This is a genomic window from Acinetobacter sp. NEB149, from assembly GCF_012516415.1.
In the GTDB taxonomy this organism is placed as follows: Bacteria; Pseudomonadota; Gammaproteobacteria; order Pseudomonadales; family Moraxellaceae; genus Acinetobacter; species Acinetobacter lwoffii_V.
In genome coordinates, this window is record NZ_CP051208.1 from 39,001 (window position 1) to 64,919 (window position 25,919).

Genomic DNA, 25,919 nt, shown 5'->3' on the forward strand with positions numbered 1-25,919 from the left:
GCTGCCTTTTTTATATCTCGTGATTTAGTGAATATGAGGTTTATTGAATAAACTTAAAAATCACCAGACTGCTGGCCAATGCAGCCATGCCACTGACCAGCCCATATACCGTTTCATGTCCTTTGGCATAGCGTTTTGCCGTCGGCAATAATTCATCCAGTGCCAGATAAACCATCACGCCGCCAATCACCCCAAAGATCAGACCATAGACGGTTTCACTCATATAAGGTGCCAGAATAAAATAACCGAGCGCTGCCCCCAATGGTTCGGCCAGGCCCGAGACCAGACTGGCCCAGAGCGCATAATCTTTACGGCCGGTGGCCATATATACCGGCAAGGCTATCGCCACACCTTCTGGCACATTATGAATCGCAATTGCCACCGCCAACGGCGCACCTAAAGCTGGGCTTTCTAGTGTGGCAAAAAACGTCGCCAGTCCTTCTGGTAGGTTATGTGCGCTAATCGCAAACAGGGTCAGCATACCGGTACGCAGTAATTGGGGGGAACTGACGCCCTTGGCAGAATGGGTTTCAATCGTGTCATGCGGATTCGGCACAAAGCGATCCAGCAATAACACCAAAACCACGCCCAGTAAAAAAGCAAAAGTGCCAAAGGCAAAACCGGTTTTTTCATCAAAATCCAGACTAAAGGACGCAATCGATTTGTTCAGAATTTCGGTTAAAGAGACATAGATCATGGCACCGGCAGCAAAGGCCAAACCAAAGGCCAGCAGGCGGAAATTGGGTTTTTTTAAGAATAATACCAGCCCCCCACCCACCACGGTGGCCAGCCCGGCAAATAAAGTTACGGCAAAGGCTGTATATACTTGTCCATCTGAAACGGAAATCATGTCAAAGCATCAGCCATTAAAAAAGTCATTATCATCAAGGATGATAATGACTTCCGTTTATGGCAACAGTACGTTTATGTGAAGATTTTTAGTCTTCTGGTTCTTCCGGATTCTTTACCAGATGAATCACAGCCAGTACCAGACCACCCCATAATAAAACGATGGAGATGATCATCATGATTAGTGCAGATGTATTCATAGTCGCTCTCCTAGCTGTGACGGTCTTTGATCAGGCTGAACAGAATGGGACCCAGAATAAAGAATGCCATCACTCCTCCACCTACCATCCATAGGGTACTGGCAGCATAGCCACCATAACCTTCTGCCATGACGGATTTCAGGGTCAAGCCCAATGCCAGCAATAATGACAAAGGCGTGATCACCGTCAGCATGAAGTTCCAGCTGGCACCCAGTTTCACGCTGGCAAACTCATTCACATGGCCTTCCAGCTGTTTCATTAATGGACGACGGAACCACGACAACAGAATAATCGATAACAGACCACCACCGACAATACCGATGTTATTGGCAAAGTAGTCGATGATATCGACAAAGGTAATCGCACTATGTGTCGAGAACATCAGGGTAGAAATCACTGCTGAACCACCAGCAATAATCGTCACTGACTTGTTCTTTGACCAGCCCAGCTTGTCCTGGAATGCAGCAATCGGAACTTGCAGGATGCTCACCATGGAGGTAATACCCGCCACCGTCAATGAACCAAAGAACAGGAAACCGAACAGGTCACCACCTGCACCTAAACTGGAAATGATTTTCGGAAACGCAATAAAGGCCAGACCAATACCACCGGACACCACATCTTCAACTTTCGCACCTGAGCTGAATGCCATAAAACCAAGCGCGGCAAAGACACCAATACCCGCCAGGATTTCAAAAGACGAGTTGGCCAGTGCCACCACGATCCCGGAACCGGTCAGGTTGGTTTTGCGTTTCAGGTAAGATGCATAGGTCAACATGATCCCGAAGCCCACTGACAATGAGAAGAAGATATGACCAAAAGCGGCTAACCAGACTTTATAGTTGGCCATCGCTTCCCAGTTCGGCGTGAAGAAAGCATTTAAACCATCGACTGCACCCGGTAAACGGACTGCCTGAATCACTAGGATCGTGAATAAAATCACCAGCAATGGCATAAAGATTTTATTCGCCAGTTCCACCCCACGGCGTACGCCACCGTAAAGAATCAGCATGACTGCTGCCCAAACGACCACCAGACCAAAGAACAGCACAGGTACAAAACCGAGCGTCAGACCCTCACCATTTTGCAGGTAAGTATTGAAGAAGAAGCCTTGGGTATCTGTGCCCCACTGCTGTCCAAAGGAATAGAACATATAGCTGCCAGCCCAGGACAAGACGCTGGCATAGTAAATCCCGATCACCAGAGTGACCATGACCTGCCACCAACCCAAGGATTCGGCATTCATGAGTTTTTTATAGGCCATAGGCGGTGCTTTACGGAACTTGTGTCCGACCGCATAGTCTAAAAACAATAAAGGTAAACCTGCTGCGAAAATCGCAATCAGATAGGGGATCAGGAATGCCCCGCCACCATTTTCATAGGCAACATAAGGGAAACGCCAGATATTCCCCAAGCCAACGGCGGAACCAATCGCTGCAATAATGAATCCTGATCGTGCGGACCAATTCTCACGAGTTTCTGTCATAGAACACCTAAACTTTTAACCCCTTTAGATGCTGCTTGTTATGGTTATGGCGCAAGCAAAAAAAGAAGCATTTTCAATAATTTTGGGTGTTTGAATTAGAGGGCACCTTGTGGGCGTCGAATTCTAATGTACAAACAGGTCAGCAGGTCTTACATCTTGCTTAAAGTCTGATCGAAAAACTGACCTTGTAGATGATTTAACAATACTGACTTTTTTAAATTTTTTCTGTAAATTCTGCTTAAAATATTCGTTATTTATAATCTATTCGAATTAAGCGTTCAATAATTCTGCGAAATAAGCCAGATTAAACAAGTTATATATTGACAAACTTTTTGGAATATATTTTTCTTAAGTTTTACTACAGGGTCGCTGTTTCAAAAAATGTATTCCAAGACTCTGATCCAGCATCTGTTTTTAGATCATTATTTGAAGATGAAACGGCTCATACTAAGGCACATGACCAAGCCGTGATATGGGAAATCAAATTCTCTCATGGAATTTTGACCTCTTTAAAAACCGGTTTAAATATCACAAGCAGATTTAAAACAAGCTGCCTGTGATATCGAAGCGATGAGTATTCTAAACTTAGGCTTTAATCACCAGCATGCGCTCTTCCTGCATGTCGCGAATGGCTGACTGAATTCCTTCACGACCCAGACCTGAATCTTTGACCCCGCCATAAGGCATGTTATCGACCCGGAAAGACGGAATATCATTGATAATGACACCGCCGACATGCAGATGATCCCAGGCATACAGCATCTTGTTCAGATTCTGAGTATACACTCCAGCTTGCAAGCCAAAACGGCTGCGGTTGATACAGGCAATACCGGATTCGAAATCAGCATACGCTTCCAGAATTGCCACCGGGCCAAAGGCTTCATCACGGTAGATTTCCAGACTGTGGTCTACATTTTCCAGCAAGGTCGGTGCGAACATCACACCATTTAGCTCACCTCCAATCAGGATTTTCGCGTCTTTTTTCACGGCTTTATCCAGCCATTTTTTCAGGCGTTTGGCTTCATCTTCCTTGATCATCGGACCAACCAAGGTTGTGCTCAGATTCGGATCAGCGGCTTTAATCGTTTTCAGTTTCGCCAGCAGTTTGTCCTTCACTTCAGTATAAATCTGCTGATGCACCAAAATGCGTTGCACACTGATACACACCTGTCCGGCATGGTTATACGCCCCGCCAATTAGACGGTTAATCAAGGCATCGTTAATTTCGGTATCTGGCTCAATCATGACAGCAGCATTGCCACCCAGCTCCAAGACCACTTTTTTACGACCGGCACGCGCTTTCATATCCCAGCCTACAGCATCGGAACCGGTAAAACTGAGTAATTTAAAACGCTCATCGGTGACCAGTAGATCAGCCAGCTCTCGCGGACAGGGCAATACCGAAAACGCACCTCGCGGTAAATCGGTTTCCGCCATAATTTCAGCAATTTTTAAGGCAGAAATCGGGGTCAGGCTAGGTGGTTTCAGCACAAAGGGACAACCGGCTGCAATCGCAGGAGCAATTTTATGCGCGGTCAGGTTTAAAGGAAAATTAAACGGACTAATCAAAGACACTGCACCAATCGGCACCTGTTTTACAATGCCCCGATAACCGGATGCTGCCGCAGTCACGGCCAAAGGCAGCATACGTCCCTGATCAACTTGGGTCACGGCATCTGCGGCAATCTGGAAAGTATTAATCAGACGTTCAACTTCGGCTTCAGCTGCTTTACGCGGCTTGCCCCCTTCTGCAATCAGAATTTCAGTCAGTTCTTCATGAATCTCACGAAAACGGCGTACGCAATGCAGCAGAATTTTCTGTTTCTGAAACGGCTCCAAGGCAGCCATTTCGGCTTCAGCATCTACGGCAGACTGAATCGCCTGTTCCAGTGTATTGGCATCAGCCAAGGCGACACGGGCATACAGTTCGTGGTTATATTTATGTTTGACCTCTAACCATTCACCCGTCTGAACGGCCTGACCGGCGACATATAATGCATACTCTTTCGTTTGTTGTGTGCTTCTCGCTACCATCTTATTGTCCTGCAAAATCCAAGGATATACATTTTTGAAATTCTCTATATCATGCACTTGCTACTCCATATTAAGAAGATGTTTTTAAGTAACCAGACACCTCCAATTTTAATAAAGCTTTAGGGAATAGAGCCATGCGCGCAAAAATACTCACCACCTTATTCTTCGGTTTTGGACTCAGTACGCTCAGTCATGCAGATGTAATCGGCGTGAAAGCAGATCTCAGTTACTGGGATTTTGACGGCTATAGTCAGGATAACAATTTCAAGCATGAGCTAGATCGACAAGGTACAGCGCAGCTATCTGTCGCTGTAGAACATCCTGTGCCATTGTTACCGAATGCCAAGATTAAATACGTCAATCTGGACAGCAATAGCGAACAGAGTTCTCTTATCAATGCCTCAGAAATTGAGCTGAACAATATTGACTATATTCTGTATTATGAATTGCTAGATACTATTGTGCATGCGGATATAGGCGCAGGTTTAACCAATCTGGATAGTACTGTGAAAAACCTGACGACCGGAGTTTTCACCCAATACGATCTGGATGAATACAGCCCACTGCTCTATGCAACAGCCGGGGTTAAATTGCCCTTTACCGGTATGAGTGCCAAAGCAGAAGCGGTTTACAGTCACGGCAGCGATACCCGAAAGACCGACGTACAGGCGGAACTGCAATATGATTTCATTGATAATCTGCTGGTCGATGTCGGTGCCAAAATCGGTTATCGCCTCATGCAAGTAGATTTTGAACAAGATCAACGTCCAGACTTACAGCTGGAATTTAAAGGCCCTTATATCGGTCTAGATGTGCATTTTTAATGCAATACAACTGGTTAAGCTTGCACAGCTCAATTTCTCTGTGCTGATGTAAGCCAAAGCGTACAGCAATAACCGCAATCTGCTGCTAGTGCGCCACCGGGATGTGTATTACTTTATAAACATAGAGAGCAGGATGCTCCAGAAGACCTAAAAACAAGAATAACATCGCAACACCAGGACGTGAGGTACGACAGGAGTTATACCTAAATCACGAGATACGAAAAAGCCCCGACAGGATGTCGGGGCTTTTTTTTCTGCCTATTATTTTATTTATCATTGCTTAACAGTTCCGAGCTAAAACTCCAACATTGTAAGAATCGCCTTGTTGTTAAGCTAAAAATCCTCACATTTTTTAGGAACAGCAATCATGGTAAAAAAGGTCCTCTTTATTACATCCAATCAAGGCATTGAACATGATGAACTCACTGAGCCTTTAAATTTTCTAAAGTCCAAAGGTTTTGAAGTGATTCATGCTGCCGAAAAAAATGAAGATGTCGCCACTGTCAAAGGTGATACCAAGGCTGCTACCCAATACACGCCGGATACCAGTTTCGACCATGTCGATCCGAATGATTATGATCTTTTGGTGATTCCCGGCGGCACTGTCAATGCAGATACTTTAAGAATCAATCAGGATGCGCAGAAAATCATTCAGCATTTTGCCGACAATCACAAACCGATTGCCGCAATCTGTCATGGGCCATGGACCCTGATTGATGCACAGCGCATCAAAGACAAGAATCTGACCTCATATAAGAGCATCAAGCTAGATCTGGAAAATGCCGGCGGGAAATGGGTCGACGAAGAAGTCCACCGCTGCAATACAGGTGACTGGGTACTGATTACTTCACGCAATCCGGACGATTTACCGGCTTTCAATGAAGCGATCTTAAAAGAGCTTGAAGGCGAAGCTGCCTAAGCTCCTACACTAAAAAAAGAACCTCAGCATTGAGGTTCTTTTTTTATATTCAGACACCTCCGGCCAGACTTTTCAGATAAGCCACCACCTCTTTATTGCCTGCCATTTCAGCCAGCTCTAAAGCAGTATTTGGACTGCGATGGGCAATATCTGCGCCTTTACTGACCAGAAGCTTAACTACGTCTAGATGATCATTTTCAGTAGCAGCCTGTAGGGCGCTATAGCCTTCTTCATCGGCGGAGTTGACGTCCAGACCTTCCTGCAAGCCCTGCTCGACCTGTTCCATATCGCCTAGTGAAGCCCAGTACACCAGTTCAGGAAGATGTAGTTCGTCATCATCTTCAGGGATTGGAGAGATAGAATTAAATTGCATAAGAGTTTCACCTTAAACTTTAAATCTTAAAATTTTATAACTTATTAAATATAGGCTATACATCACTTAAATGTGTATTGATATCTCGTATGAATCTATCTCTTTTTCTTTCCCAAGCTGAGAAAGTTAATTTACTTTCTATCCTGAAATCATTTTCTAGCTTATCTTTAAAACTATTAAGTTTAGAAGAATCATTAATTAAAAGTCCTTGAGTTAATGGAATTACAGCCTGAATATCAATGTAATTTAAAGGAGGAACAACTATTGGCACATGGTTTTTAGACAAAGCCCATGCCGCCCCCATTTCACACAAGCAAATTTTACTTTCATAAAAATTTTGAGTTAGAACGAATAAAACTAGTACTTCTGAGGATAATTCCTGCTTAATTTGCTCTAAAAAGTTTTCACCTAATGGAATGCCATAACCTTCAAAAGAAGAGCAGAAAATTTTTTCTGACTCTACACCTATAGACTCTATAAGCTCGATTATTTCTTCTACAAGAGTTTTGTCTTTAGTAGCGTGACTTATAAATATTTTCTTATTCATTGTATCGACGTTCTTATTAAATATATTTTCTCTACTAACTTCATAATTCTTTATTTCATCAATATATTCGATTAGTGACTTCTTTAATAAAGAATAATCCTTATCAAAACATTGCCTATGAGATGAACTATCATCTCCTCCACTCATCCTGGCTACGGTATAGCAAAATCTAAGTTTAGAAAAATGAAAAAACTCTGTAGATTCTCTGCCATAAATTTTCTCAAGATTCCTTTCAACTTCATTTTTCCAATTTAAAAAATTTGTATCTTGATAGGAGAAATTTGCATTATTTGCTCTATCTAAGAGATGCTCTAATCTTCTTAGTTTTTCTTTTGATTCCATACATCCACATAAATTTTAATTTGATTTTTAAAATAACATTATTCAAAAATAAAAAAAGCCCCCTTTCGGAGGCTTCTTATTTAAGAACTTAGCTTTAAGCTTTAGATACTGCTGGTTCAATTGAACCAATCTTTTCAGACTCATTGTCATGCATGATCAATGCAACCGCAATTGCAGTAATTAGAACCGGTAAACCGACTGCCATAAAGTTGAAGTAGGCTGGCAGGTTCATTCCCAGTAAGCCACCAATCAGGATCGGCCCTACAATCGCTCCCATACGACCAATCGCAGAAGACCAGCCAATACCTGTCGAACGTACCGCAAGTGGGTAGAACTGCGCAACATAGCTATATAGCAACATTTGTGAACCAATTGACGCTGCACCGGCCAGGAACACCAGGATGTAAAGTAAGAATTGGTTAGATGCAAAGCCCATTGAGCTCATCACAATCGCACCCATCATACCCAGGAACATCAGTACCGGTTTCAGGTGGAAACGATCCGCAAGAATACCACCACCCACAATACCCACAACCGCACCAACGTTCATCACCATCATGAACATCAAGCTGTTGTCCATCGAGTAGCCTGCCGCCATCATTAATTTCGGTAACCAGCTGCTCAGTGCATACATGGTTAACAGACAAGTAAAGAACGCGACCCAGAACAGTAAAGTATTGACCGCACGACCACGACGGAACAAACTCACCACGTTAGCGGCTTCAGGCACATTTTCCTGTGGCAAAGTGAAAGTTGTATTCTCGGTAACTGTCAGATTTGGCGCCAAGCGACGTACAATACGACGAGCTTCAGGCTGCTTGTTCTGCTTCACAATAAATGCGAGCGACTCAGGCAGGAATTTCCAGATCACTGGTAATAAAAACAGTGGAATACCCGCGATAAAGAACATGATTTGCCAACCAAAACTTGGCGTGAACCATGAACCTAATAACGCTGCCATCACGCCACCGACCGCATAACCACTAAACATGGTGGTCACCAGCGTACTACGCATTTTTTGTGGAGCATATTCCGAAGTCAATGCCACTAGGTTTGGCATTACACCACCAATACCAAGACCGGCAAGGAAACGTAAAATACCGAATTCGGTTGGGTTTGAAGCAAAGCCGCCAGCAAAAGTTAAACCACTAAATAATACAATACAGATCATGATCACTTTCTTACGACCGATCTTGTCCGCGAGGGAACCAAAGATCATCGCACCAAACATCATGCCGGCCAGCGCGGTACTTGCAAGCATTCCGGCCTGCACTGCACTTAAGCCCCAGTCTTGCATCAATAACGGTAAAACTACACCATTGATTGCGAGATCGTAGCCATCAAATAAGATAATGAGTAAACACCAAGCAACTACATTGAAGTGGAAAGGCGTGAATTTCGCATTATCGACTACAGAATTTACATCTATTTTTTCCGTTGTCATCGTTCTCATCTCCCATGAGTACTTGTCCATAACATCTTGTTGAAGACTGAAGTCAATCTTCAATGTCAGGCAATATACGCAAGCAGGATTTAAGGCACAATAAGACTAATTGATATTCTGCTATGCTCTCGGAAATGTCATTTATTTGCGTGATATGTCACACTACTATTAGTATAATCTTTTGAATAATTGATGTTTATTTTTTAATTTACACCATATTTAAGCTCTTTTAATCCACTTATTCTTTTGACCAATTGAATATTGATTTAATTTAATAAGTTGTCATTAAAAAGTAAACATGTATTCTTTTCCGAATTGGTTTGATACTTTCTCCACCCATTGCTCTATTTTGTCAGCTGTCATGACTTGAAAATCTCGCCAATAATATTTCATCTGCTTCCATACCATCTCGATTCGATTTAACTCAGGGCTATAAGCTGGAATAAAATACAGATTCGTCGAAAAGTTAGTTTTAAGTAGCTCTCTGTAATCAGCCATCTTTTTACTTCTATGAATCGAGGCATTATCAACAATAAGAACCAATGGAAGGTTATACGTCTGTTTTACTTGTTGAGCTATTCCAGTTAAATAGGCATAAAACCAAGTGCTTGTCACTGACTCTTGTAAACAACTAGTCACCAGTTTCCCCGTTGAAAGCAAACACCCCATGACATTAACTCGTTTTAATCTTATTGCATCAACCGCATAAACATCACCTATCTTTGTCCACGCATAGCGGTTATCAGGTGTAGATGAAAATCCTGTTTCATCAACATAACCTAATATAATTTCACCACGTGCCGCTTGCTCTCGTAATTCTTCAATCTGCTGTGTTGCTTGTTCAAATGCAATCGGATCTCTTTTTTTTCAAGCTATGACGGGTACGCTTGAAGACCATACCTGAATCACGTAAAAACTTACGAATGGTTTCAACAGACACGGACACTTCGTATTCTTCATGTAGTTTGACTCGGATTTGTTCTGCATTGAGTGGACTTGTATTGACCCAATCTAGGATTTTCGCCTGATAGTCTGAGATCAATGTATTGGGTCGACCTGAGCGATGACCTTCTTTAATCGATTCAAACTCATACAATTCCCAACGTCGGCGTTGTAGCCTTATGGTTTCTGGGATACGTTCTTGTAGAGTGGCAACTTCCGCAACACTTTTACCTTCGGAAAGCCAGAGAATAGTTTGGGCACGTTGCCTTTCACGCCAATGTTTTGCATGCTTGACCAGAAAAATGAGTCGTTCTCGCTGTTCTAAACTAAGTGGTACAGAAACAATTCTAGGCATGTGTGAACATCTGTTAACTAAAAAAACCTTTTCGCATCATTAGTTATTTTTGTCAACTTACTAAAGATATGAAAAAGCCCCTTTAAGTAAGGAGCTTTTTTAACTGAGTAGGTTAATTACGAGAGTTTAAATTTTGGCTGTTTTTAATTTTTTCACCATCACGCGACCAGGTTGTGGCTTACGAATCATTGAAATAGCGATGATACCAATAATACCTGGCATTGCTACCGCGATAAAGTTCCATTTATGTGGTAACTCCATACCAAGTAGCATACCAATTACGATTGGGCCAACAATTGCACCTGTACGCCCTACAGCAGAAGCCCAACCAATACCAGTAGAACGTACTGCAACAGGATAGTATTGAGCAACATAGCTATATAACAAGATACTGGTACCAATAGATGAGGCACCTGCTAAACTCACAAGTAAATAAATAACAGGGGTTGGAGAATTAAAGCCCAAACCAACCAAAGATAGTACACCGACAGTTAACATACTCATAAGAACAGGTTTAAAGTCAAAACGGTCTGCCAAAATACCACCGCTAATGGTTCCGATCACGGCACCAATATTCAGTGCTAATAAGAACATTAAACTGCTACCTAAAGAATATCCCGCTGCCATCATCAGTTTTGGTAGCCAGCTTCCAAGTGCGTAAAGCATGAGTAAGCACATAAAGAAAGCAATCCAAAATAAGAATGTTCCTGTGGCACGATTTTCTGTAAATAAAGCTTTTACTGATGCACTTTGGGTCTGATCAGCGCTAGCTAGAACCAGTTCAGTATCTTCTTGTATGTCTGCAGTTGGCTCGACTTGCTTTATAAAACGACGTGCTTCATTCACTTTTTGTTCTTTAACGAGGAAAGTTAAAGACTCAGGTAAGAACTTCCAAAAAAATGGAACAAAAAGTAATGGAATACCTGCAATGAAGAACATAATTTCCCAACCAAAACTTGGTGTAAACCATGTACCGCATAATGCAGCCATAATACCGCCCACGGCATAACCACTAAACATGGTGGTTACCAGTGTGCTTTTTAAACGTTTAGGTGCATATTCAGACGTTAGAGCGACTAAGTTTGGTAATACACCACCAATCCCTAAACCAGCAATAAAACGTAAAATACCAAATTCTGTTGGATTAGTCGTAAATCCACCTAAAAATGTAAAAGCACTAAATAAAGAAACACAAATCAAGATAACTTTTTTACGACCAATTTTGTCTGCAAGCATCCCAAACAGCATGGCGCCAAACATCATGCCAGCGAGTGCTGTACTTGCAAGCATGCCTGCTTGAACAGCACTCATGCCCCACTCTTGCATAAGTAGAGGCAGAACGACACCGTTAATTGCTAAATCATATCCGTCAAATAGGACAATAAACAAACACCATAATACAATGCTTAAGTGAAATTTAGTGAATTTTGCCTGATCAATCACATCATTCACACTTACAGTGTTTGCTACTCGCTTCATGTTTTCTGCCATTTTTACTCACCTCCTGTGAGTTTTTTTCGTTGTTTTCAGCACGACACATGACCCTAACTCTTATTTATTATTTTTAATGATTCTTATCGCCATGTCTTCGCAACAACTTAGTTCAACACAGCTACTTTTCATGCAATATCCGACTAAAGTCTTACTTATTCCTTAAAAATCTAAACCCATGAGTCTAGTTTTTAATCAATATTCAACAATTCCAAGAGCTATTTGACTAAAACCCACGCATAAAAAAATCCCCCTCTGCCTTGGCGGAGGGGGATTTCGAATAATGAGCTGGCGATGACTTACTCTCACATGGGTAACCCCACACTACCATCAGCGCTAAGAGGTTTCACTTCTGAGTTCGGGAAGGGATCAGGTGGTTCACTCTTGCTATGGTCGCCAGCACAACTGGTATGATTACTTACTGAGGTCTTATGGTTGCCTTAGCTTTCTTCAAATCTTGCACTCTGTTCAAAGCAGTGCTTTGAACATCGTTCATTAACAGGTATATCTGAGTTGTAGTAGTTTGTTCGTTTAGCGTAACTAAATCAAGGCTTCGTCTGATCGTTAGATCAATATGAAATCAATTGATGCTTTATATACAACTGTTTGGGTGTTGTATAGTCAAGCCTCACGAGCAATTAGTATTGGTCAGCTTCACATATCACTATGCTTCCACATCCAACCTATCAACGTCGTAGTCTTCAACGGCTCTTTAGGAGACATAAAGTCTCGGGGAAATCTTATCTTGAGGTAGGCTTCCCGCTTAGATGCTTTCAGCGGTTATCCCTTCCGAACATAGCTACCCGGCGATGCCACTGGCGTGACAACCGGTACACCAGAGGTTCGTCCACTCTGGTCCTCTCGTACTAGGAGCAGATCCTCTCAAATTTCCAACGCCCACGGTAGATAGGGACCGAACTGTCTCACGACGTTCTAAACCCAGCTCGCGTACCTCTTTAAATGGCGAACAGCCATACCCTTGGGACCTGCTTCAGCCCCAGGATGAGATGAGCCGACATCGAGGTGCCAAACACCGCCGTCGATATGAACTCTTGGGCGGTATCAGCCTGTTATCCCCAGAGTACCTTTTATCCGTTGAGCGATGGCCCTTCCATACAGAACCACCGGATCACTAAGACCTACTTTCGTACCTGCTCGACTTGTGGGTCTCGCAGTTAAGCGCGCTTTTGCCTTTATACTCTACGCGTGATTTCCGACCACGCTGAGCGCACCTTCGTACTCCTCCGTTACTCTTTAGGAGGAGACCGCCCCAGTCAAACTACCCACCAGACATGGTCCTCGTCCCGGATAACGGGACAGAGTTAGAACCTCAATATTACCAGGGTGGTATTTCAAGGACGGCTCCATCGCAACTAGCGTCGCGACTTCAAAGCCTCCCACCTATCCTACACAAGTAAGATCAAAGTTCAATGTCAAGCTGCAGTAAAGGTTCACGGGGTCTTTCCGTCTAGCCGCGGGTACACCGCATCTTCACGGCGAATTCGATTTCACTGAGTCTCTGCTGGAGACAGCGCCCCCATCATTATGCCATTCGTGCAGGTCGGAACTTACCCGACAAGGAATTTCGCTACCTTAGGACCGTTATAGTTACGGCCGCCGTTTACTGGGGCTTCGATCAAGAGCTTCGCTTACGCTAACCCCATCAATTAACCTTCCAGCACCGGGCAGGCATCACACCCTATACGTCCACTTTCGTGTTTGCAGAGTGCTATGTTTTTAATAAACAGTTGCAGGGGCCTGGTTTCTGAGGCTGTCGCCCGCTCAAGGAGCAAGTCCTATCACAGACAACAGCGTACCTTCTCCCGAAGTTACGGTACCATTTTGCCTAGTTCCTTCAGCAGAGTTCTCTCAAGCGCTTTGGTCTACTCGACCTGACCACCTGTGTCGGTTTCGGGTACGATTCCTGTGTAACTGAAGCTTAGAGACTTTTCCTGGAAGCATGGTATCAGCCACTTCACTGTACAAGTACAGCTTGCTATCAGTTCTCAGCATAGAGTACCCCGGATTTGCCTAAGATACATGCCTACAACCTTCCACCTGGTCAACCAACGCCAGGCTGACTTAACCTTCTCCGTCCTCTCATCGCATTACACAGAAGTATTGGAATATTAACCAATTTCCCATCGACTACGCCTCTCGGCCTCGCCTTAGGGGTCGACTCACCCAGCCCCGATTAACGTTGGACTGGAACCCTTGGTCTTTCAGCGTGCGAGTTTTTCACTCGCATTGTCGTTACTCACGTCAGCATTCGCACTTCTGATACCTCCAGCAGACTTCTCAATCCACCTTCATCGGCTTACAGAACGCTCCCCTACCACGCATAATAAATTATGCATCCGCAGCTTCGGCATATAGTTTTAGCCCCGTTACATCTTCCGCGCAGGCCGACTCGACTAGTGAGCTATTACGCTTTCTTTAAAGGGTGGCTGCTTCTAAGCCAACCTCCTAGCTGTCTATGCCTTCCCACATCGTTTCCCACTTAACTATAATTTTGGGGCCTTAGCTGGCGGTCTGGATTGTTTTCCTCTTGACTACGGACGTTAGCACCCGCAGTCTGTCTCCCGGATAGTACTCATTGGTATTCGGAGTTTGCATCGGTTTGGTAAGTCGGGATGACCCCCTAGCCGAAACAGTGCTCTACCCCCAATGGTATTCGTCCGAGGCGCTACCTAAATAGCTTTCGGGGAGAACCAGCTATCACCAAGTTTGATTAGCCTTTCACCCCTATCCACAAGTCATCCCCTGGCTTTTCAACGACAGTGGGTTCGGTCCTCCAGTTAGTGTTACCCAACCTTCAACCTGCTCATGGATAGATCACCTGGTTTCGGGTCTATACCCAGCAACTAAACGCCCTATTAAGACTCGGTTTCCCTACGGCTCCCCTATTCGGTTAACCTTGCTACTGAATATAAGTCGCTGACCCATTATACAAAAGGTACGCAGTCACCGGACTAAGCCGGCTCCCACTGCTTGTATGCATGCGGTTTCAGGATCTATTTCACTCCCCTCACAGGGGTTCTTTTCGCCTTTCCCTCACGGTACTGGTTCACTATCGGTCAGTCAGGAGTATTTAGCCTTGGAGGATGGTCCCCCCATATTCAGACAAGGTTTCACGTGCCTCGCCCTACTCGACATCATCATATAAGCCCTTTCGTGTACAGGACTATCACCGTCTACGGTCGCACTTCCCAGAGCGTTCCACTAGAACTTATATGACTTAATGGGCTCTTCCCCTTTCGCTCGCCGCTACTGAGGGAATCTCAATTGATTTCTTTTCCTAAGGGTACTGAGATGTTTCACTTCCCCTCGTTCGCCTTGCAACACTATGTATTCATGTTGCAATACCTACCTTATGGTAAGTGGGTTTCCCCATTCAGACATCTCCGGATCACAGGATATTTGCCGCCTCCCCGGAGCTTTTCGCAGGCTATCACGTCTTTCATCGCCTCTGACTGCCAAGGCATCCACCACATGCACTTAATTACTTGACTATACAACCCCAAACAGTCGTTTATCCTTACAAGTAGGATAAGCAACAGATTGTGATGATCTCTCATCACGCTCATACAGTTGGCGTTTGTGCACTTAAGCACCGTACAGCTTCAATTAGATTCATATACCAAAACGCTTGATTCAGTTAATTTCGCTAGTAACTCATTTCTTTCATCTTCACATCACAGTAATAAATCACTGCTAGTGTTAATGTCAGTCATGAGTATGAACAAATTATTTCAACTCAAATATATTCTGTTAATGATTTTTCCAGCCTTCGTCAGGTCAGGAAACTGTGATAAATCACAGAGGTTATCAAGTGCGCGTATCATAACGCTTGTACTTGTTAATCTCTAGGATCTAAACACTTGATCGCTTAGGAACTAAACAACTTCATCACTGTATGATTACATACTGCGCGAAGCGTAGCTTCTTGCTTAAATTTCAAGTAAAAGCCCTAAAGCAGTGCTTTAAGTTTTATGATCTTGAAATTTGGTGGAGACTAGGAGAGTCGAACTCCTGACCTCCTGCGTGCAAAGCAGGCGCTCTACCAACTAAGCTAAGTCCCCAGCTTATCAATAAGTCAATGTATCGTTCTGTTCTGTTTGCTTCAGCACTTTCATGCTGCGTTAGTCAGATTTGGTGGGTCTGACAAGACTTGAACTTGTGACCCCACGCTTATCAAGCGTGTGCTCTAACCAACTGAGCTACAGACCCTCAGATACATCGTATGAAGAACAACTTGTTGTGGATTCTTACCAATCGTCAATCTTTCGTTAAGGAGGTGATCCAGCCGCAGGTTCCCCTACGGCTACCTTGTTACGACTTCACCCCAGTCATCTGCCACACCGTGGTAAGCGTCCTCCTTACGGTTAGACTACCTACTTCTGGTGCAACAAACTCCCATGGTGTGACGGGCGGTGTGTACAAGGCCCGGGAACGTATTCACCGCGGCATTCTGATCCGCGATTACTAGCGATTCCGACTTCATGGAGTCGAGTTGCAGACTCCAATCCGGACTACGATCGGCTTTTTGAGATTAGCATCCTCTCGCGAGGTAGCAACCCTTTGTACCGACCATTGTAGCACGTGTGTAGCCCTGGTCGTAAGGGCCATGATGACTTGACGTCGTCCCCGCCTTCCTCCAGTTTGTCACTGGCAGTATCCTTAAAGTTCCCGGCTTAACCCGCTGGCAAATAAGGAAAAGGGTTGCGCTCGTTGCGGGACTTAACCCAACATCTCACGACACGAGCTGACGACAGCCATGCAGCACCTGTATGTAAGTTCCCGAAGGCACCAATCCATCTCTGGAAAGTTCTTACTATGTCAAGACCAGGTAAGGTTCTTCGCGTTGCATCGAATTAAACCACATGCTCCACCGCTTGTGCGGGCCCCCGTCAATTCATTTGAGTTTTAGTCTTGCGACCGTACTCCCCAGGCGGTCTACTTATCGCGTTAGCTGCGCCACTAAAGCCTCAAAGGCCCCAACGGCTAGTAGACATCGTTTACGGCATGGACTACCAGGGTATCTAATCCTGTTTGCTCCCCATGCTTTCGCACCTCAGTGTCAGTATTAGGCCAGATGGCTGCCTTCGCCATCGGTATTCCTCCAGATCTCTACGCATTTCACCGCTACACCTGGAATTCTACCATCCTCTCCCATACTCTAGCCAACCAGTATCGAATGCAATTCCCAAGTTAAGCTCGGGGATTTCACATTTGACTTAATTGGCCACCTACGCGCGCTTTACGCCCAGTAAATCCGATTAACGCTTGCACCCTCTGTATTACCGCGGCTGCTGGCACAGAGTTAGCCGGTGCTTATTCTGCGAGTAACGTCCACTATCCAAGAGTATTAATCTCGGTAGCCTCCTCCTCGCTTAAAGTGCTTTACAACCAAAAGGCCTTCTTCACACACGCGGCATGGCTGGATCAGGGTTCCCCCCATTGTCCAATATTCCCCACTGCTGCCTCCCGTAGGAGTCTGGGCCGTGTCTCAGTCCCAGTGTGGCGGATCATCCTCTCAGACCCGCTACAGATCGTCGCCTTGGTAGGCCTTTACCCCACCAACTAGCTAATCCGACTTAGGCTCATCTATTAGCGCAAGGCCCGAAGGTCCCCTGCTTTCTCCCGTAGGACGTATGCGGTATTAGCATCCCTTTCGAGATGTTGTCCCCCACTAATAGGCAGATTCCTAAGCATTACTCACCCGTCCGCCGCTAGGTAAAGTAGCAAGCTACTCTTCCCCGCTCGACTTGCATGTGTTAAGCCTGCCGCCAGCGTTCAATCTGAGCCATGATCAAACTCTTCAGTTTAATACTATGTAGTGCCTTAAAGGGCACCAATCTTGGCTCATCAATTTTCTGACAAATATTTCTCAAATAAACTTCGAGTAATTTCTACCATCAATCAATGAAAATAATTTCGATCGATCAACCAGTAAAAATCCACACAAGTTGTTCTTCATAATCTCTTAATGATCTTTCTAACACCTCGTCAGTGCTAGAAGCTGGACTTCGATAAACTTAACAACTCCGCCATTCTGCTTCGTTCGTTTCCGTCTATCTCGTCGGTATGTGCTCATTATAGGGCAATTTCTTACACGTGCAAGCGCTTTTAACGCACAGGAATCACGAGTGTTTTATTTTTATGCACTAAATTGGTTCAATTCCATACAATTCATTACATAAGTACATATTTTTAAAACAGAAATATAAATTAAATATTTCTGCTTTATTCTATGCCTAGTTTTTCACGACTGGTGCTTTAATCGTCACACTGGTGATTTTTACAGGGTTCACCGGCACATTTTGATACATTCCATAGTTTCGGGTCGGTACTTTAGCAATCTGATCGACGATATCCATGCCTTTAGTGACCTTACCAAAGACCGCATAGCCGGCATTTCTAGCAGAACGATCCAGGAAATCATTATCGACCAGGTTCACAAAGAATTGTGCTCGGGCAGAATCCGGCTGATTAGTACGCGCCATGGCTAAAGTACCGCGTTTATTTTGCAGACCATTCGACGATTCGTTTTTAATAGGTGCTTTCGTATTGGCTTTTTCCTGCATGTTCACATCAAAGCCACCGCCCTGCACCATAAAGCCGGGAATGACACGGTGAAAAATCGTGTCCTTATAGAAGTTGCTCTTTACATAGCTTTCGAAGTTCTTTGCCGAGATTGGGGCTTTGTCATTGAAGAGTTCAATTTCAATATTTCCAGATGAAGTCTTCATCTCAATAATCGTATTGGCAGCAAAGCTTGGCAGACTGACCGCAGCAAGTGCGATGACACATAATGATTTCTTTAACATTTATTAACTCATCTACTTAGAAGTAATGGTTGTGAATGACTATATATTAATCTTTTATAACTCATAATGCAGTGACCTGCCGACTAAAGACAAGAGAATAAGAATGAAGCATGCATTATTACAGGAGCAAAATATCCACCAGTTTCCACCTTGGCGTTTGCAGGGTGAGGGTTTTATTCTGAATTATTGGCTGACCCCCAGCTTTATTGAGCAAGCGAAACAGTTCCGGATCGCCCCTTCTCCGCTGGGTCGTATGGTCCAAGTCTTATTGGTGCGTTATCACGCTTCGCCGATTGGCCCTTATGATGAGTTACTGATTCTGGATCATCCTTTAATTAGTAAACGGCGCCTCAGTTCGATTCCTAAAATTTATGTGTCTACCCATGAGTCTGTGGTACACGGTCAGTATTTATGGGGCATTCCCAAAGAACATGCGCAATTTGAATGGCAGGAAAAGGATCAGGAAGTGCTGTGTCAGATTCAGCATCAAAACCAGCATATGACGATTCGGCTGAAGAAAACCAAATCTGCACGCCAGTTCTACATTAATAGTCATCATATTCCAGCGTCTATGCTGAAGATTCAGCAAGCCTGGAAAGGGCAGCGTTTTCAGTTTAGTCCACAGTTCCGCGGTCACCTCTCCAAACTCTCGCAAGTAGAGTGGCAAGATGCCGAGAATATATTTCCAGACTTTTCCAAAGCCAAATTGCTGCAAAGCTTTTATGTCCCCAAATTCAATTTGATCTTTCCTGAAGCGCAGATCAGTAGCAAAGTATAAGAACTGATAAAAACTTATCTATAAAAAAGGTGTTTCATGAGAAACACCTTTTTTTATTTATACTTTCGATTTAACTATTTTTATCCCAGAATTTGCGGAAGTTTTTGCTGATCTCAATCACATATTTTTTGGCACGGCGAGAGATCGGCGTCAGGTTAATAAAACCATGTGCCTGATCGGTATATTCATGATAATGAACACTCACGCCATTCTGACGTAGTTTATGTGCATAGATTGAACCTTCATCATGCAGGACATCATGACGTGCGGTAATCACATAGCTCGGTGGCAAGTTCTGCAATTCACCATAGGTCGGTGAAATCAGCGGATCATCCAGTTCAATCTGATGGGTTTGGGCATACATGAAGGTCACCAGATCAATATCCTGCTCTGAAAGTACCAGTCCATCTTTATAGGCATAAAAAGAAGGATGGCGACTTTTAAAGTCGACCGCCGGATAAAGCAAAAGCTGTGCTCGTGCGGCATAAGATTTACCTGCACTGCGCTGTGCCACCACAGTAGCCAGATTTCCGCCCGCACTGTCCCCTGCTACGGCAATACGATTTTTATAGATTTTTAGTTGCTTACTATGCTGATGTGCCCAAGCCAAGGCATCTTCACAAACCTGTACCATCTGCAAGGGGCTAAATTCTGGCGTCAGCGGATAAGCCACGCTTAGCACCTGTACTTTGGCATGTACTGCCAGCAAGCGACAGAATTCATCATGACTGTCCAGACCACCCACCATAAATGCACCGCCATGATAAAAAATCACCATCGGCAACTTCTTTTGTGGAGCTGGATGATAATGCCGGGCAAAGATGCTGCCACTCTGTAGAGGAAGGCGGAGCTCTTCAACAAATTTGACCGCGGTCGGTCTAGCCCGGATGGCTTTCATACGTGCATCAAACAATGTGCGCGAATGAGCCAGATCCTCACTAATAAAACTGCTATGCCCCTGTTTTATCTGGATGGCCATCAGGCATTTAACCAATGGATCTAAATCAGGATAAACATGAGGATAATCCAGAGCCTTGACCAATGCTTCCTGTGCAATGCCAGGTAAGCGGTCCAGCATACGCGCTGCCGTCCCTTGTCCCTTTTCCATCACACTTTTCAGAACCGGAGGATTCACAGTCATTATTTTTAGTCCTTATTCTCTTAATTCTTCATAGTTTCTACACGATTAGTGTTTCAGTGACCATATTCTTATATAAGTCTTAATATCAATGTACATATAGCTTCTACTCGATACGTTACCCTCGTTTATAAAAGATATCATTGACCGTTTAAAGGTTATTTTTGACGTACTTTTGCGAGCTTAAGTATATTTTTTATTACAAATCGGGAGGATGCCTATGGCTAGAAAAATTATAGCTCTGTCTTTGGCGACTGCATTTTTAGCTGTAGGCTGCGTCGCATTTCCTGAAGATGGTGGCTATTATGACGGCCGCTATGATCAGCGTTATGACCGTCGCTATGAACTGGACCGGCATTATGAACAAGATCGTCGCTATGAGCGGCAACGCTGGGAATATGAACAGCAACACAAACGTATTGAACTCGATCGACGTAAACAGGAATTACAACGTCGCAATTGGGAGCAGGATCGTAAAAGACAGTTAGAGCTTGATCGACGTAAAAGCCAACTGGAACGGCAGCGCCATGAACAGCAACGTAAAAATATCATGACGCAACGGCAAAAACAGGCAGAAGCAGAACGCAAGCGTCGTCAGGATCTGGAGCGTAAACGTGCAACAGATCAGCGCAGTAAAAAAGTCCAGCAAAATCGTTCTAATCAACGCTGGAATGACAACCGACGCCATCAGGAACAACGTTCACGGGATCGTCGTGACTAAGACTTGAATCACCCTCTCTATTAAAAGCCCAGACTGGGCTTTTTTAATGAAAAAGGTAGCTGCCAGATAGACAAAGGCCCTAAAGAAAATTTCTTTAGGGCCTTTGCAGAGGGTTATGTTAAACGAACTTCCACTTCGCTTATGCTTCTCAGCAATTCAACCAGAACATCCCGTTCTCTACACAAATTATCCTATCGAATCAACTTGCTCTCATGAAGCGGACATTCACTATCCAAGCTGTAAGTTTTATATTACAAACCGCTAAAATAGAGACGACTGATTCCAACAAATTCAAAAAAGGTAAATTCTGGACAAAAAAAGGCTTATCTAGAGAACAGGATAAGCCACGAAAACACATTTCAAAATAAGAAGAAACTACAGCGATAGAATCTGGAATAAATATTAATCAAAAGTTCATCTATTGTGAAAGACTTTATTGCTTAGATATTAATCGTTTTTATGTCTAATAAATAAACAGGCAAAAAAAAAGCTGAGTTTTGGGGATACTCAGCTTGAAAAAAGCAACTCTAAAATAGGGCAACAGCAACCCGGTTCGGCTCTCTCCTCTGAACAAGGTCGCTGTTAATAGAAGTATGATGCAATTTTTTTACCAATACTTAAAACGGATTAAAATTATTAATTTGATTCAAAAATACGATTATTCATTTTTTATGTTTATTTTCAAATACTTAATTCTTAGATTTAGTCGAGAATTAAATCTATTCAGTTCAAAATTCGGATTCATCGCTGCTGATGTCCGTGTATTTTATTCTCATCCTATCCTGCTGTTGTGTTCTGAATAGCTTGTTCTGCTATCCGCTGGATTCAGTATTTTGTATAAATCTTAAATTTAATCTGGGTCGACGCTTGAATTTTTACACCCTGCCCCGATTTCTTTAGGTAATCAAGAACTTCACAACCATGGCAGTTCAGCATAAACGCAGTGAACACTGAGGCCTAAGGACTGTACATGTTTAAGAACCCATTTAAACGGAGTAAATCAATGGCGACTGAGCAAAACGAGCAAGCTCAACAACTTGAGCAAGAGCAAGCGGAACAAGATACAGCGCAAACTCAAGCTGAAACCGAGCAGGCTGAAGTTTCCGTTGAGTCTTTACAAGAGCAGATTGCGCAGCTTGAAGGTGATTTAAAGTTAGAAAAAGCCCGTACCGCCAATGCAGTCTATGAAGCACAAAAAAGTGTTGAACGTATTCAGCGTGAATCTGAAAAGCATAAAGATACGGTTCTGGAAAAGTTCTCTAAAGAGCTTCTAGAAACAGTCGACAATCTGGAGCGTGCCATTGTGGCTGCAGGTGAAGAGCAAACACCATTACGTGAAGGCGTTGAACTGACCCTTAAATCGTTATTGCATACCTTGGAGAAATTCGGGGTTGTGGCAGTAGACACCAACAACGGTTTCAATGCTGACCTGCACCAGGCAGTCGGGATTGATCCAAATGCCAAAGCCAATGAAATTGGGACTGTTTTGCAAAAGGGCTACACGCTCAACAGTCGCTTATTGCGTCCTGCTATGGTGATGGTCGGCGCTTAAGCCAAATAATTTCGGGAGTTTGTGAAATTTTTCAAAAAATTTACTTGAAAAAAATCGAACGGCTCTCATATCGGATAACAAGTGTAAATCACAAAAAAATTTTAGAGGAAACATCCAAATGGCTAAAATCATTGGTATTGACTTAGGTACTACAAACTCATGTGTTGCAGTACTTGAAGGCGACAAAGTTAAAGTAATCGAAAACGCTGAAGGCGCACGTACCACTCCATCTATTATTGCCTATAAAGATGGCGAAATTCTGGTAGGTCAATCTGCAAAGCGTCAAGCAGTAACAAATCCGAAAAACACATTGTTCGCGATCAAACGTCTCATCGGTCGTCGTTATGAAGACCAAGCGGTACAAAAAGATATCGGTTTAGTTCCTTACAAAATCATCAAAGCAGACAACGGTGATGCTTGGGTTGATGTCAACGACAAAAAATTGGCGCCACAACAGGTTTCTGCTGAAATCTTGAAAAAGATGAAGAAAACTGCTGAAGATTACCTGGGCGAAACCGTAACTGAAGCTGTTATTACTGTTCCTGCTTACTTCAACGATGCACAACGTCAAGCAACTAAAGATGCAGGTAAAATTGCAGGTTTAGAAGTTAAACGTATCATCAACGAGCCAACTGCTGCGGCACTTGCGTTCGGTATGGACAAGAAAGAAGGCGATCGTAAAATCGCGGTTTATGACTTGGGTGGTGGTACTTTCGACGTTTCAATCATTGAAATTGCTGACCTTGATGGTGACCAGCAAATCGAAGTATTGTCGACTAACGGTGACACATTCCTAGGTGGTGAAGACTTCGATAACGCGTTAATCGAGTTCCTGGTTGAAGAGTTCAAGAAAGAACAAAACTTTAACCTGAAACAAGATCCACTGGCGTTACAGCGTTTAAAAGAAGCTGCTGAGAAAGCGAAGATCGAACTTTCATCTTCAAATGCAACTGAAATCAACCTTCCATACATCACTGCTGATGCGACTGGTCCTAAACACTTAGTGATCAACGTAACACGTGCAAAATTAGAAGGTCTGGTTGCTGACCTGGTTGCGCGTACCATTGAGCCTTGCCGTATTGCGCTTAAAGATGCTGGTCTTTCGACTTCTGACATCTCTGACGTGATCCTAGTGGGTGGTCAATCACGTATGCCAATGGTTCAACAGAAGGTTCAAGAGTTCTTCGGTAAAGAGCCACGTAAAGACGTAAACCCTGACGAAGCAGTCGCCATGGGTGCTGCGATTCAAGGTGCGGTACTTTCAGGTGACAAAACTGACGTACTTCTACTTGACGTAACTCCGTTGACACTTGGTATTGAAACCATGGGCGGCGTGTTGACTGCAATCATCGAGAAAAACACCACGATTCCTGCGAAGAAATCTCAAGTATTCTCAACTGCTGCGGACAACCAGCCTGCTGTAGACATTTCAGTTTACCAAGGTGAACGTAAAATGGCGCAGCAAAACAAACTGTTGGGTAACTTCCAGTTAGGTGACATTCCACCTGCGCCACGTGGTGTGCCACAAATTGAAGTATCTTTCGACATCAATGCTGATGGTATCTTGAAAGTATCTGCGAAAGACAAGAGCACTGGTAAAGAGCAATCGATCCAGATTAAAGCAAACTCAGGTTTGTCTGATGCTGAAATCGAAGCAATGATCAAAGATGCTGAAGCAAATGCTGAAGAAGACCGTAAGTTTGAAGAGCTTGCAAAAGCTCGTAACGAAGCGGATGCTTTAGTTGCTTCTTCACAAAAAGCAGTGAAAGATCTTGGTGAACAAGTAACAGCTGACGAAAAAACTGCTGTTGAAACGGCGGTTTCTGAGCTTGAAGCTGCAACTAAAGAAAATGACGTTGAAGAAATCAAAGCGAAAACTGAAGCGCTGCAAAATATCATCATGCCAATTACACAACGTGCATATGAAGCTGCTCAAGGCCAAGGCGGTGCGCAAGGTTTTGACCCGAATGCATTCCAAGGCGGCGAAGGTCAATCTCAAAAAGCGGACGACGGCGTTGTAGATGCTGAGTTCACTGAAGTGAAAGATGACAAAAAATAATTTGTCGCTTTAACTGAAAAAACCGCGCGAAAGCGCGGTTTTTTTATGTCTCGACTTAAAAGAATAAAATAAAAATTACTAAAATTTGATCGTATTTTCAGGAAAAGCTGTTTAAGTTAAATCCAACATTAAAATACCCTGAACCCATGAAAATTCTGATTTTGCTGCCTTTACTTAGTTGCTTGGGCCTGACAGCGTGTAGCCTGCCCGTTTCATCTCTCCTATCTCAAAGCACTTCGACTCAATCGACTCAAGCCATTGCCCAATTATTTGATCAGGCGCAAAGCGCGGGTGTTCTAGTGATTCAGCGTGGTCAACAGATACAGGTTTATGGTAATGATTTAAGCCGTGCAGATACCGAATATGTTCCCGCCTCTACTTTTAAAATGCTCAATGCCCTGATTGGCCTGCAACATGGCAAAGCCACAACCAATGAAATTTTTAAATGGGATGGCAAGAAACGCAGTTTTGCAGCCTGGGAAAAAGACATGACTCTCGGCGAAGCCATGCAAGCTTCTGCTGTACCCGTGTATCAGGAACTGGCACGTCGCATTGGCCTTGAATTGATGCAACAGGAAGTACAACGCATCCAATTTGGTAATCAGCAGATTGGTCAACAGGTCGATAACTTCTGGTTGGTAGGCCCTTTGAAAGTTACTCCAAAACAGGAAGTCCAATTTGTTTCTGCGTTGGCCCGAGAGCAACTGGCCCTTGATCCTCAAGTCCAGCAACAAGTCAAAGCCATGTTATTTTTACAGGAGCGGAAAGCTTATCGACTATATGTCAAATCCGGTTGGGGCATGGATGTGGAACCGCAAGTCGGCTGGCTCACCGGCTGGGTTGAAACACCGCAGGCTGAAATCGTGGCATTTTCACTCAATATGCAGATGCAAAATGGTATAGATCCGGCGATCCGCCTTGAAATTTTGCAGCAGGCTTTGGCCGAATTAGGGCTTTATCCAAAAGCTGAAGGATGATGCAAATAAGCATGGGAAAGGCATTAAAATTAAGCTATATTTTTAAAAAATAGACATT

The 25,919-nt window shown here is 43.7% G+C and carries 19 protein-coding genes, 2 tRNA genes and 3 rRNA genes; 7 read left to right on the forward strand and 17 right to left on the reverse strand.

What is annotated here, in order from left to right; translation table 11 throughout:
• Window positions 1–40 precede the first annotated feature (40 nt).
• The 4 genes from zupT to HGD77_RS00205 all read right to left on the reverse strand — a co-directional run bounded on the left by zupT (window position 41) and on the right by HGD77_RS00205 (window position 4,569).
• Window positions 41–850, reverse strand: a complete 810-nt coding sequence (gene zupT / locus HGD77_RS00190; protein WP_005268208.1) for a zinc transporter ZupT — start codon at window positions 848–850, stop codon at window positions 41–43.
• Between the two features lie 88 nt (window positions 851–938).
• Entirely contained in the window at window positions 939–1,049 is a 111-nt protein-coding gene (locus tag HGD77_RS00195) for a methionine/alanine import family NSS transporter small subunit (RefSeq protein WP_005268210.1), read from the reverse strand.
• A 10-nt stretch (window positions 1,050–1,059) separates the two neighbouring features.
• On the reverse strand, window positions 1,060–2,535 hold the full coding sequence (locus tag HGD77_RS00200; RefSeq protein WP_168730567.1) for a sodium-dependent transporter: 1,476 nt from the start codon (window positions 2,533–2,535) through the stop codon (window positions 1,060–1,062).
• Between the two features lie 585 nt (window positions 2,536–3,120).
• Window positions 3,121–4,569, reverse strand: a complete 1,449-nt coding sequence (locus HGD77_RS00205; RefSeq protein WP_168730568.1) for an aldehyde dehydrogenase family protein — start codon at window positions 4,567–4,569, stop codon at window positions 3,121–3,123.
• A gap of 134 nt (window positions 4,570–4,703) precedes the next feature.
• On the opposite strand from HGD77_RS00205, the gene HGD77_RS00210 reads away from it, so the two are divergent.
• Both HGD77_RS00210 and HGD77_RS00215 read left to right on the forward strand, forming a co-directional pair.
• Complete coding sequence (locus HGD77_RS00210) at window positions 4,704–5,393, forward strand: TIGR04219 family outer membrane beta-barrel protein (protein WP_168730569.1); 690 nt, start codon at window positions 4,704–4,706, stop codon at window positions 5,391–5,393.
• A 367-nt stretch (window positions 5,394–5,760) separates the two neighbouring features.
• A complete protein-coding gene (locus HGD77_RS00215; protein ID WP_168730570.1) occupies window positions 5,761–6,312 on the forward strand; it encodes a type 1 glutamine amidotransferase domain-containing protein in 552 nt (183 codons plus the stop codon).
• Window positions 6,313–6,361: 49 nt separating this feature from the next.
• On the opposite strand, the gene HGD77_RS00220 is transcribed toward HGD77_RS00215, so the two are convergent.
• The 12 genes from HGD77_RS00220 to HGD77_RS00275 all read right to left on the reverse strand — a co-directional run bounded on the left by HGD77_RS00220 (window position 6,362) and on the right by HGD77_RS00275 (window position 18,636).
• Window positions 6,362–6,685, reverse strand: coding sequence for an ankyrin repeat domain-containing protein (locus HGD77_RS00220; RefSeq protein WP_168730571.1), 324 nt, complete (start codon window positions 6,683–6,685; stop codon window positions 6,362–6,364).
• 55 nt (window positions 6,686–6,740) lie between these two features.
• Window positions 6,741–7,574, reverse strand: coding sequence for a toll/interleukin-1 receptor domain-containing protein (locus tag HGD77_RS00225; RefSeq protein WP_114541997.1), 834 nt, complete (start codon window positions 7,572–7,574; stop codon window positions 6,741–6,743).
• Window positions 7,575–7,668: 94 nt separating this feature from the next.
• Window positions 7,669–9,018 carry an aromatic acid/H+ symport family MFS transporter gene (locus HGD77_RS00230; RefSeq protein ID WP_004647700.1) on the reverse strand — a complete coding sequence of 450 codons (1,350 nt, stop codon included), beginning with the start codon at window positions 9,016–9,018 and terminating at the stop codon, window positions 7,669–7,671.
• A gap of 285 nt (window positions 9,019–9,303) precedes the next feature.
• The gene (locus HGD77_RS00235; RefSeq protein ID WP_168730977.1) at window positions 9,304–9,870 is read right to left on the reverse strand and encodes an IS630 family transposase; all 567 of its coding nucleotides are present in this window, start codon (window positions 9,868–9,870) and stop codon (window positions 9,304–9,306) included.
• Window positions 9,860–10,315 (reverse strand): helix-turn-helix domain-containing protein, encoded by a 456-nt coding sequence (locus tag HGD77_RS00240; protein ID WP_004647755.1) that lies wholly within the window; start codon window positions 10,313–10,315, stop codon window positions 9,860–9,862. Before HGD77_RS00240 ends, HGD77_RS00235 begins: the two co-directional genes overlap by 11 nt.
• A gap of 126 nt (window positions 10,316–10,441) precedes the next feature.
• The gene (locus HGD77_RS00245; RefSeq protein WP_005094821.1) at window positions 10,442–11,806 is read right to left on the reverse strand and encodes an MFS transporter; all 1,365 of its coding nucleotides are present in this window, start codon (window positions 11,804–11,806) and stop codon (window positions 10,442–10,444) included.
• Between the two features lie 286 nt (window positions 11,807–12,092).
• Window positions 12,093–12,207: ribosomal RNA gene (gene rrf / locus HGD77_RS00250) — 5S ribosomal RNA — on the reverse strand.
• A 216-nt stretch (window positions 12,208–12,423) separates the two neighbouring features.
• Window positions 12,424–15,318, reverse strand: a 23S ribosomal RNA gene (locus HGD77_RS00255).
• Between the two features lie 494 nt (window positions 15,319–15,812).
• Window positions 15,813–15,888, reverse strand: a tRNA-Ala gene (locus HGD77_RS00260).
• Between the two features lie 71 nt (window positions 15,889–15,959).
• A tRNA-Ile gene (locus HGD77_RS00265) sits at window positions 15,960–16,036 on the reverse strand.
• A gap of 60 nt (window positions 16,037–16,096) precedes the next feature.
• A 16S ribosomal RNA gene (locus HGD77_RS00270) occupies window positions 16,097–17,634 on the reverse strand.
• Together the 16S, 23S and 5S rRNA genes with 2 tRNA genes alongside form the textbook arrangement of a ribosomal RNA operon.
• A gap of 429 nt (window positions 17,635–18,063) precedes the next feature.
• Window positions 18,064–18,636 carry a peptidylprolyl isomerase gene (locus tag HGD77_RS00275; RefSeq protein ID WP_168730572.1) on the reverse strand — a complete coding sequence of 191 codons (573 nt, stop codon included), beginning with the start codon at window positions 18,634–18,636 and terminating at the stop codon, window positions 18,064–18,066.
• A 103-nt stretch (window positions 18,637–18,739) separates the two neighbouring features.
• On the opposite strand from HGD77_RS00275, the gene HGD77_RS00280 reads away from it, so the two are divergent.
• Window positions 18,740–19,414, forward strand: a complete 675-nt coding sequence (locus tag HGD77_RS00280) for an acetoacetate decarboxylase family protein (RefSeq protein ID WP_005094830.1) — start codon at window positions 18,740–18,742, stop codon at window positions 19,412–19,414.
• A gap of 70 nt (window positions 19,415–19,484) precedes the next feature.
• On the opposite strand, the gene HGD77_RS00285 is transcribed toward HGD77_RS00280, so the two are convergent.
• Complete coding sequence (locus HGD77_RS00285; RefSeq protein WP_168730573.1) at window positions 19,485–20,555, reverse strand: alpha/beta hydrolase; 1,071 nt, start codon at window positions 20,553–20,555, stop codon at window positions 19,485–19,487.
• 217 nt (window positions 20,556–20,772) lie between these two features.
• On the opposite strand from HGD77_RS00285, the gene HGD77_RS00290 reads away from it, so the two are divergent.
• The 4 genes from HGD77_RS00290 to blaOXA all read left to right on the forward strand — a co-directional run bounded on the left by HGD77_RS00290 (window position 20,773) and on the right by blaOXA (window position 25,861).
• Complete coding sequence (locus HGD77_RS00290; RefSeq protein WP_168730574.1) at window positions 20,773–21,273, forward strand: hypothetical protein; 501 nt, start codon at window positions 20,773–20,775, stop codon at window positions 21,271–21,273.
• Between the two features lie 1,003 nt (window positions 21,274–22,276).
• Window positions 22,277–22,825, forward strand: coding sequence for a nucleotide exchange factor GrpE (gene grpE, locus HGD77_RS00295; protein WP_004647116.1), 549 nt, complete (start codon window positions 22,277–22,279; stop codon window positions 22,823–22,825).
• A 118-nt stretch (window positions 22,826–22,943) separates the two neighbouring features.
• A complete protein-coding gene (gene dnaK, locus HGD77_RS00300; protein ID WP_004647118.1) occupies window positions 22,944–24,884 on the forward strand; it encodes a molecular chaperone DnaK in 1,941 nt (646 codons plus the stop codon).
• Between the two features lie 146 nt (window positions 24,885–25,030).
• Window positions 25,031–25,861, forward strand: coding sequence for an OXA-134 family carbapenem-hydrolyzing class D beta-lactamase (gene blaOXA / locus HGD77_RS00305; RefSeq protein WP_168730575.1), 831 nt, complete (start codon window positions 25,031–25,033; stop codon window positions 25,859–25,861).
• Window positions 25,862–25,919 lie beyond the last annotated feature (58 nt).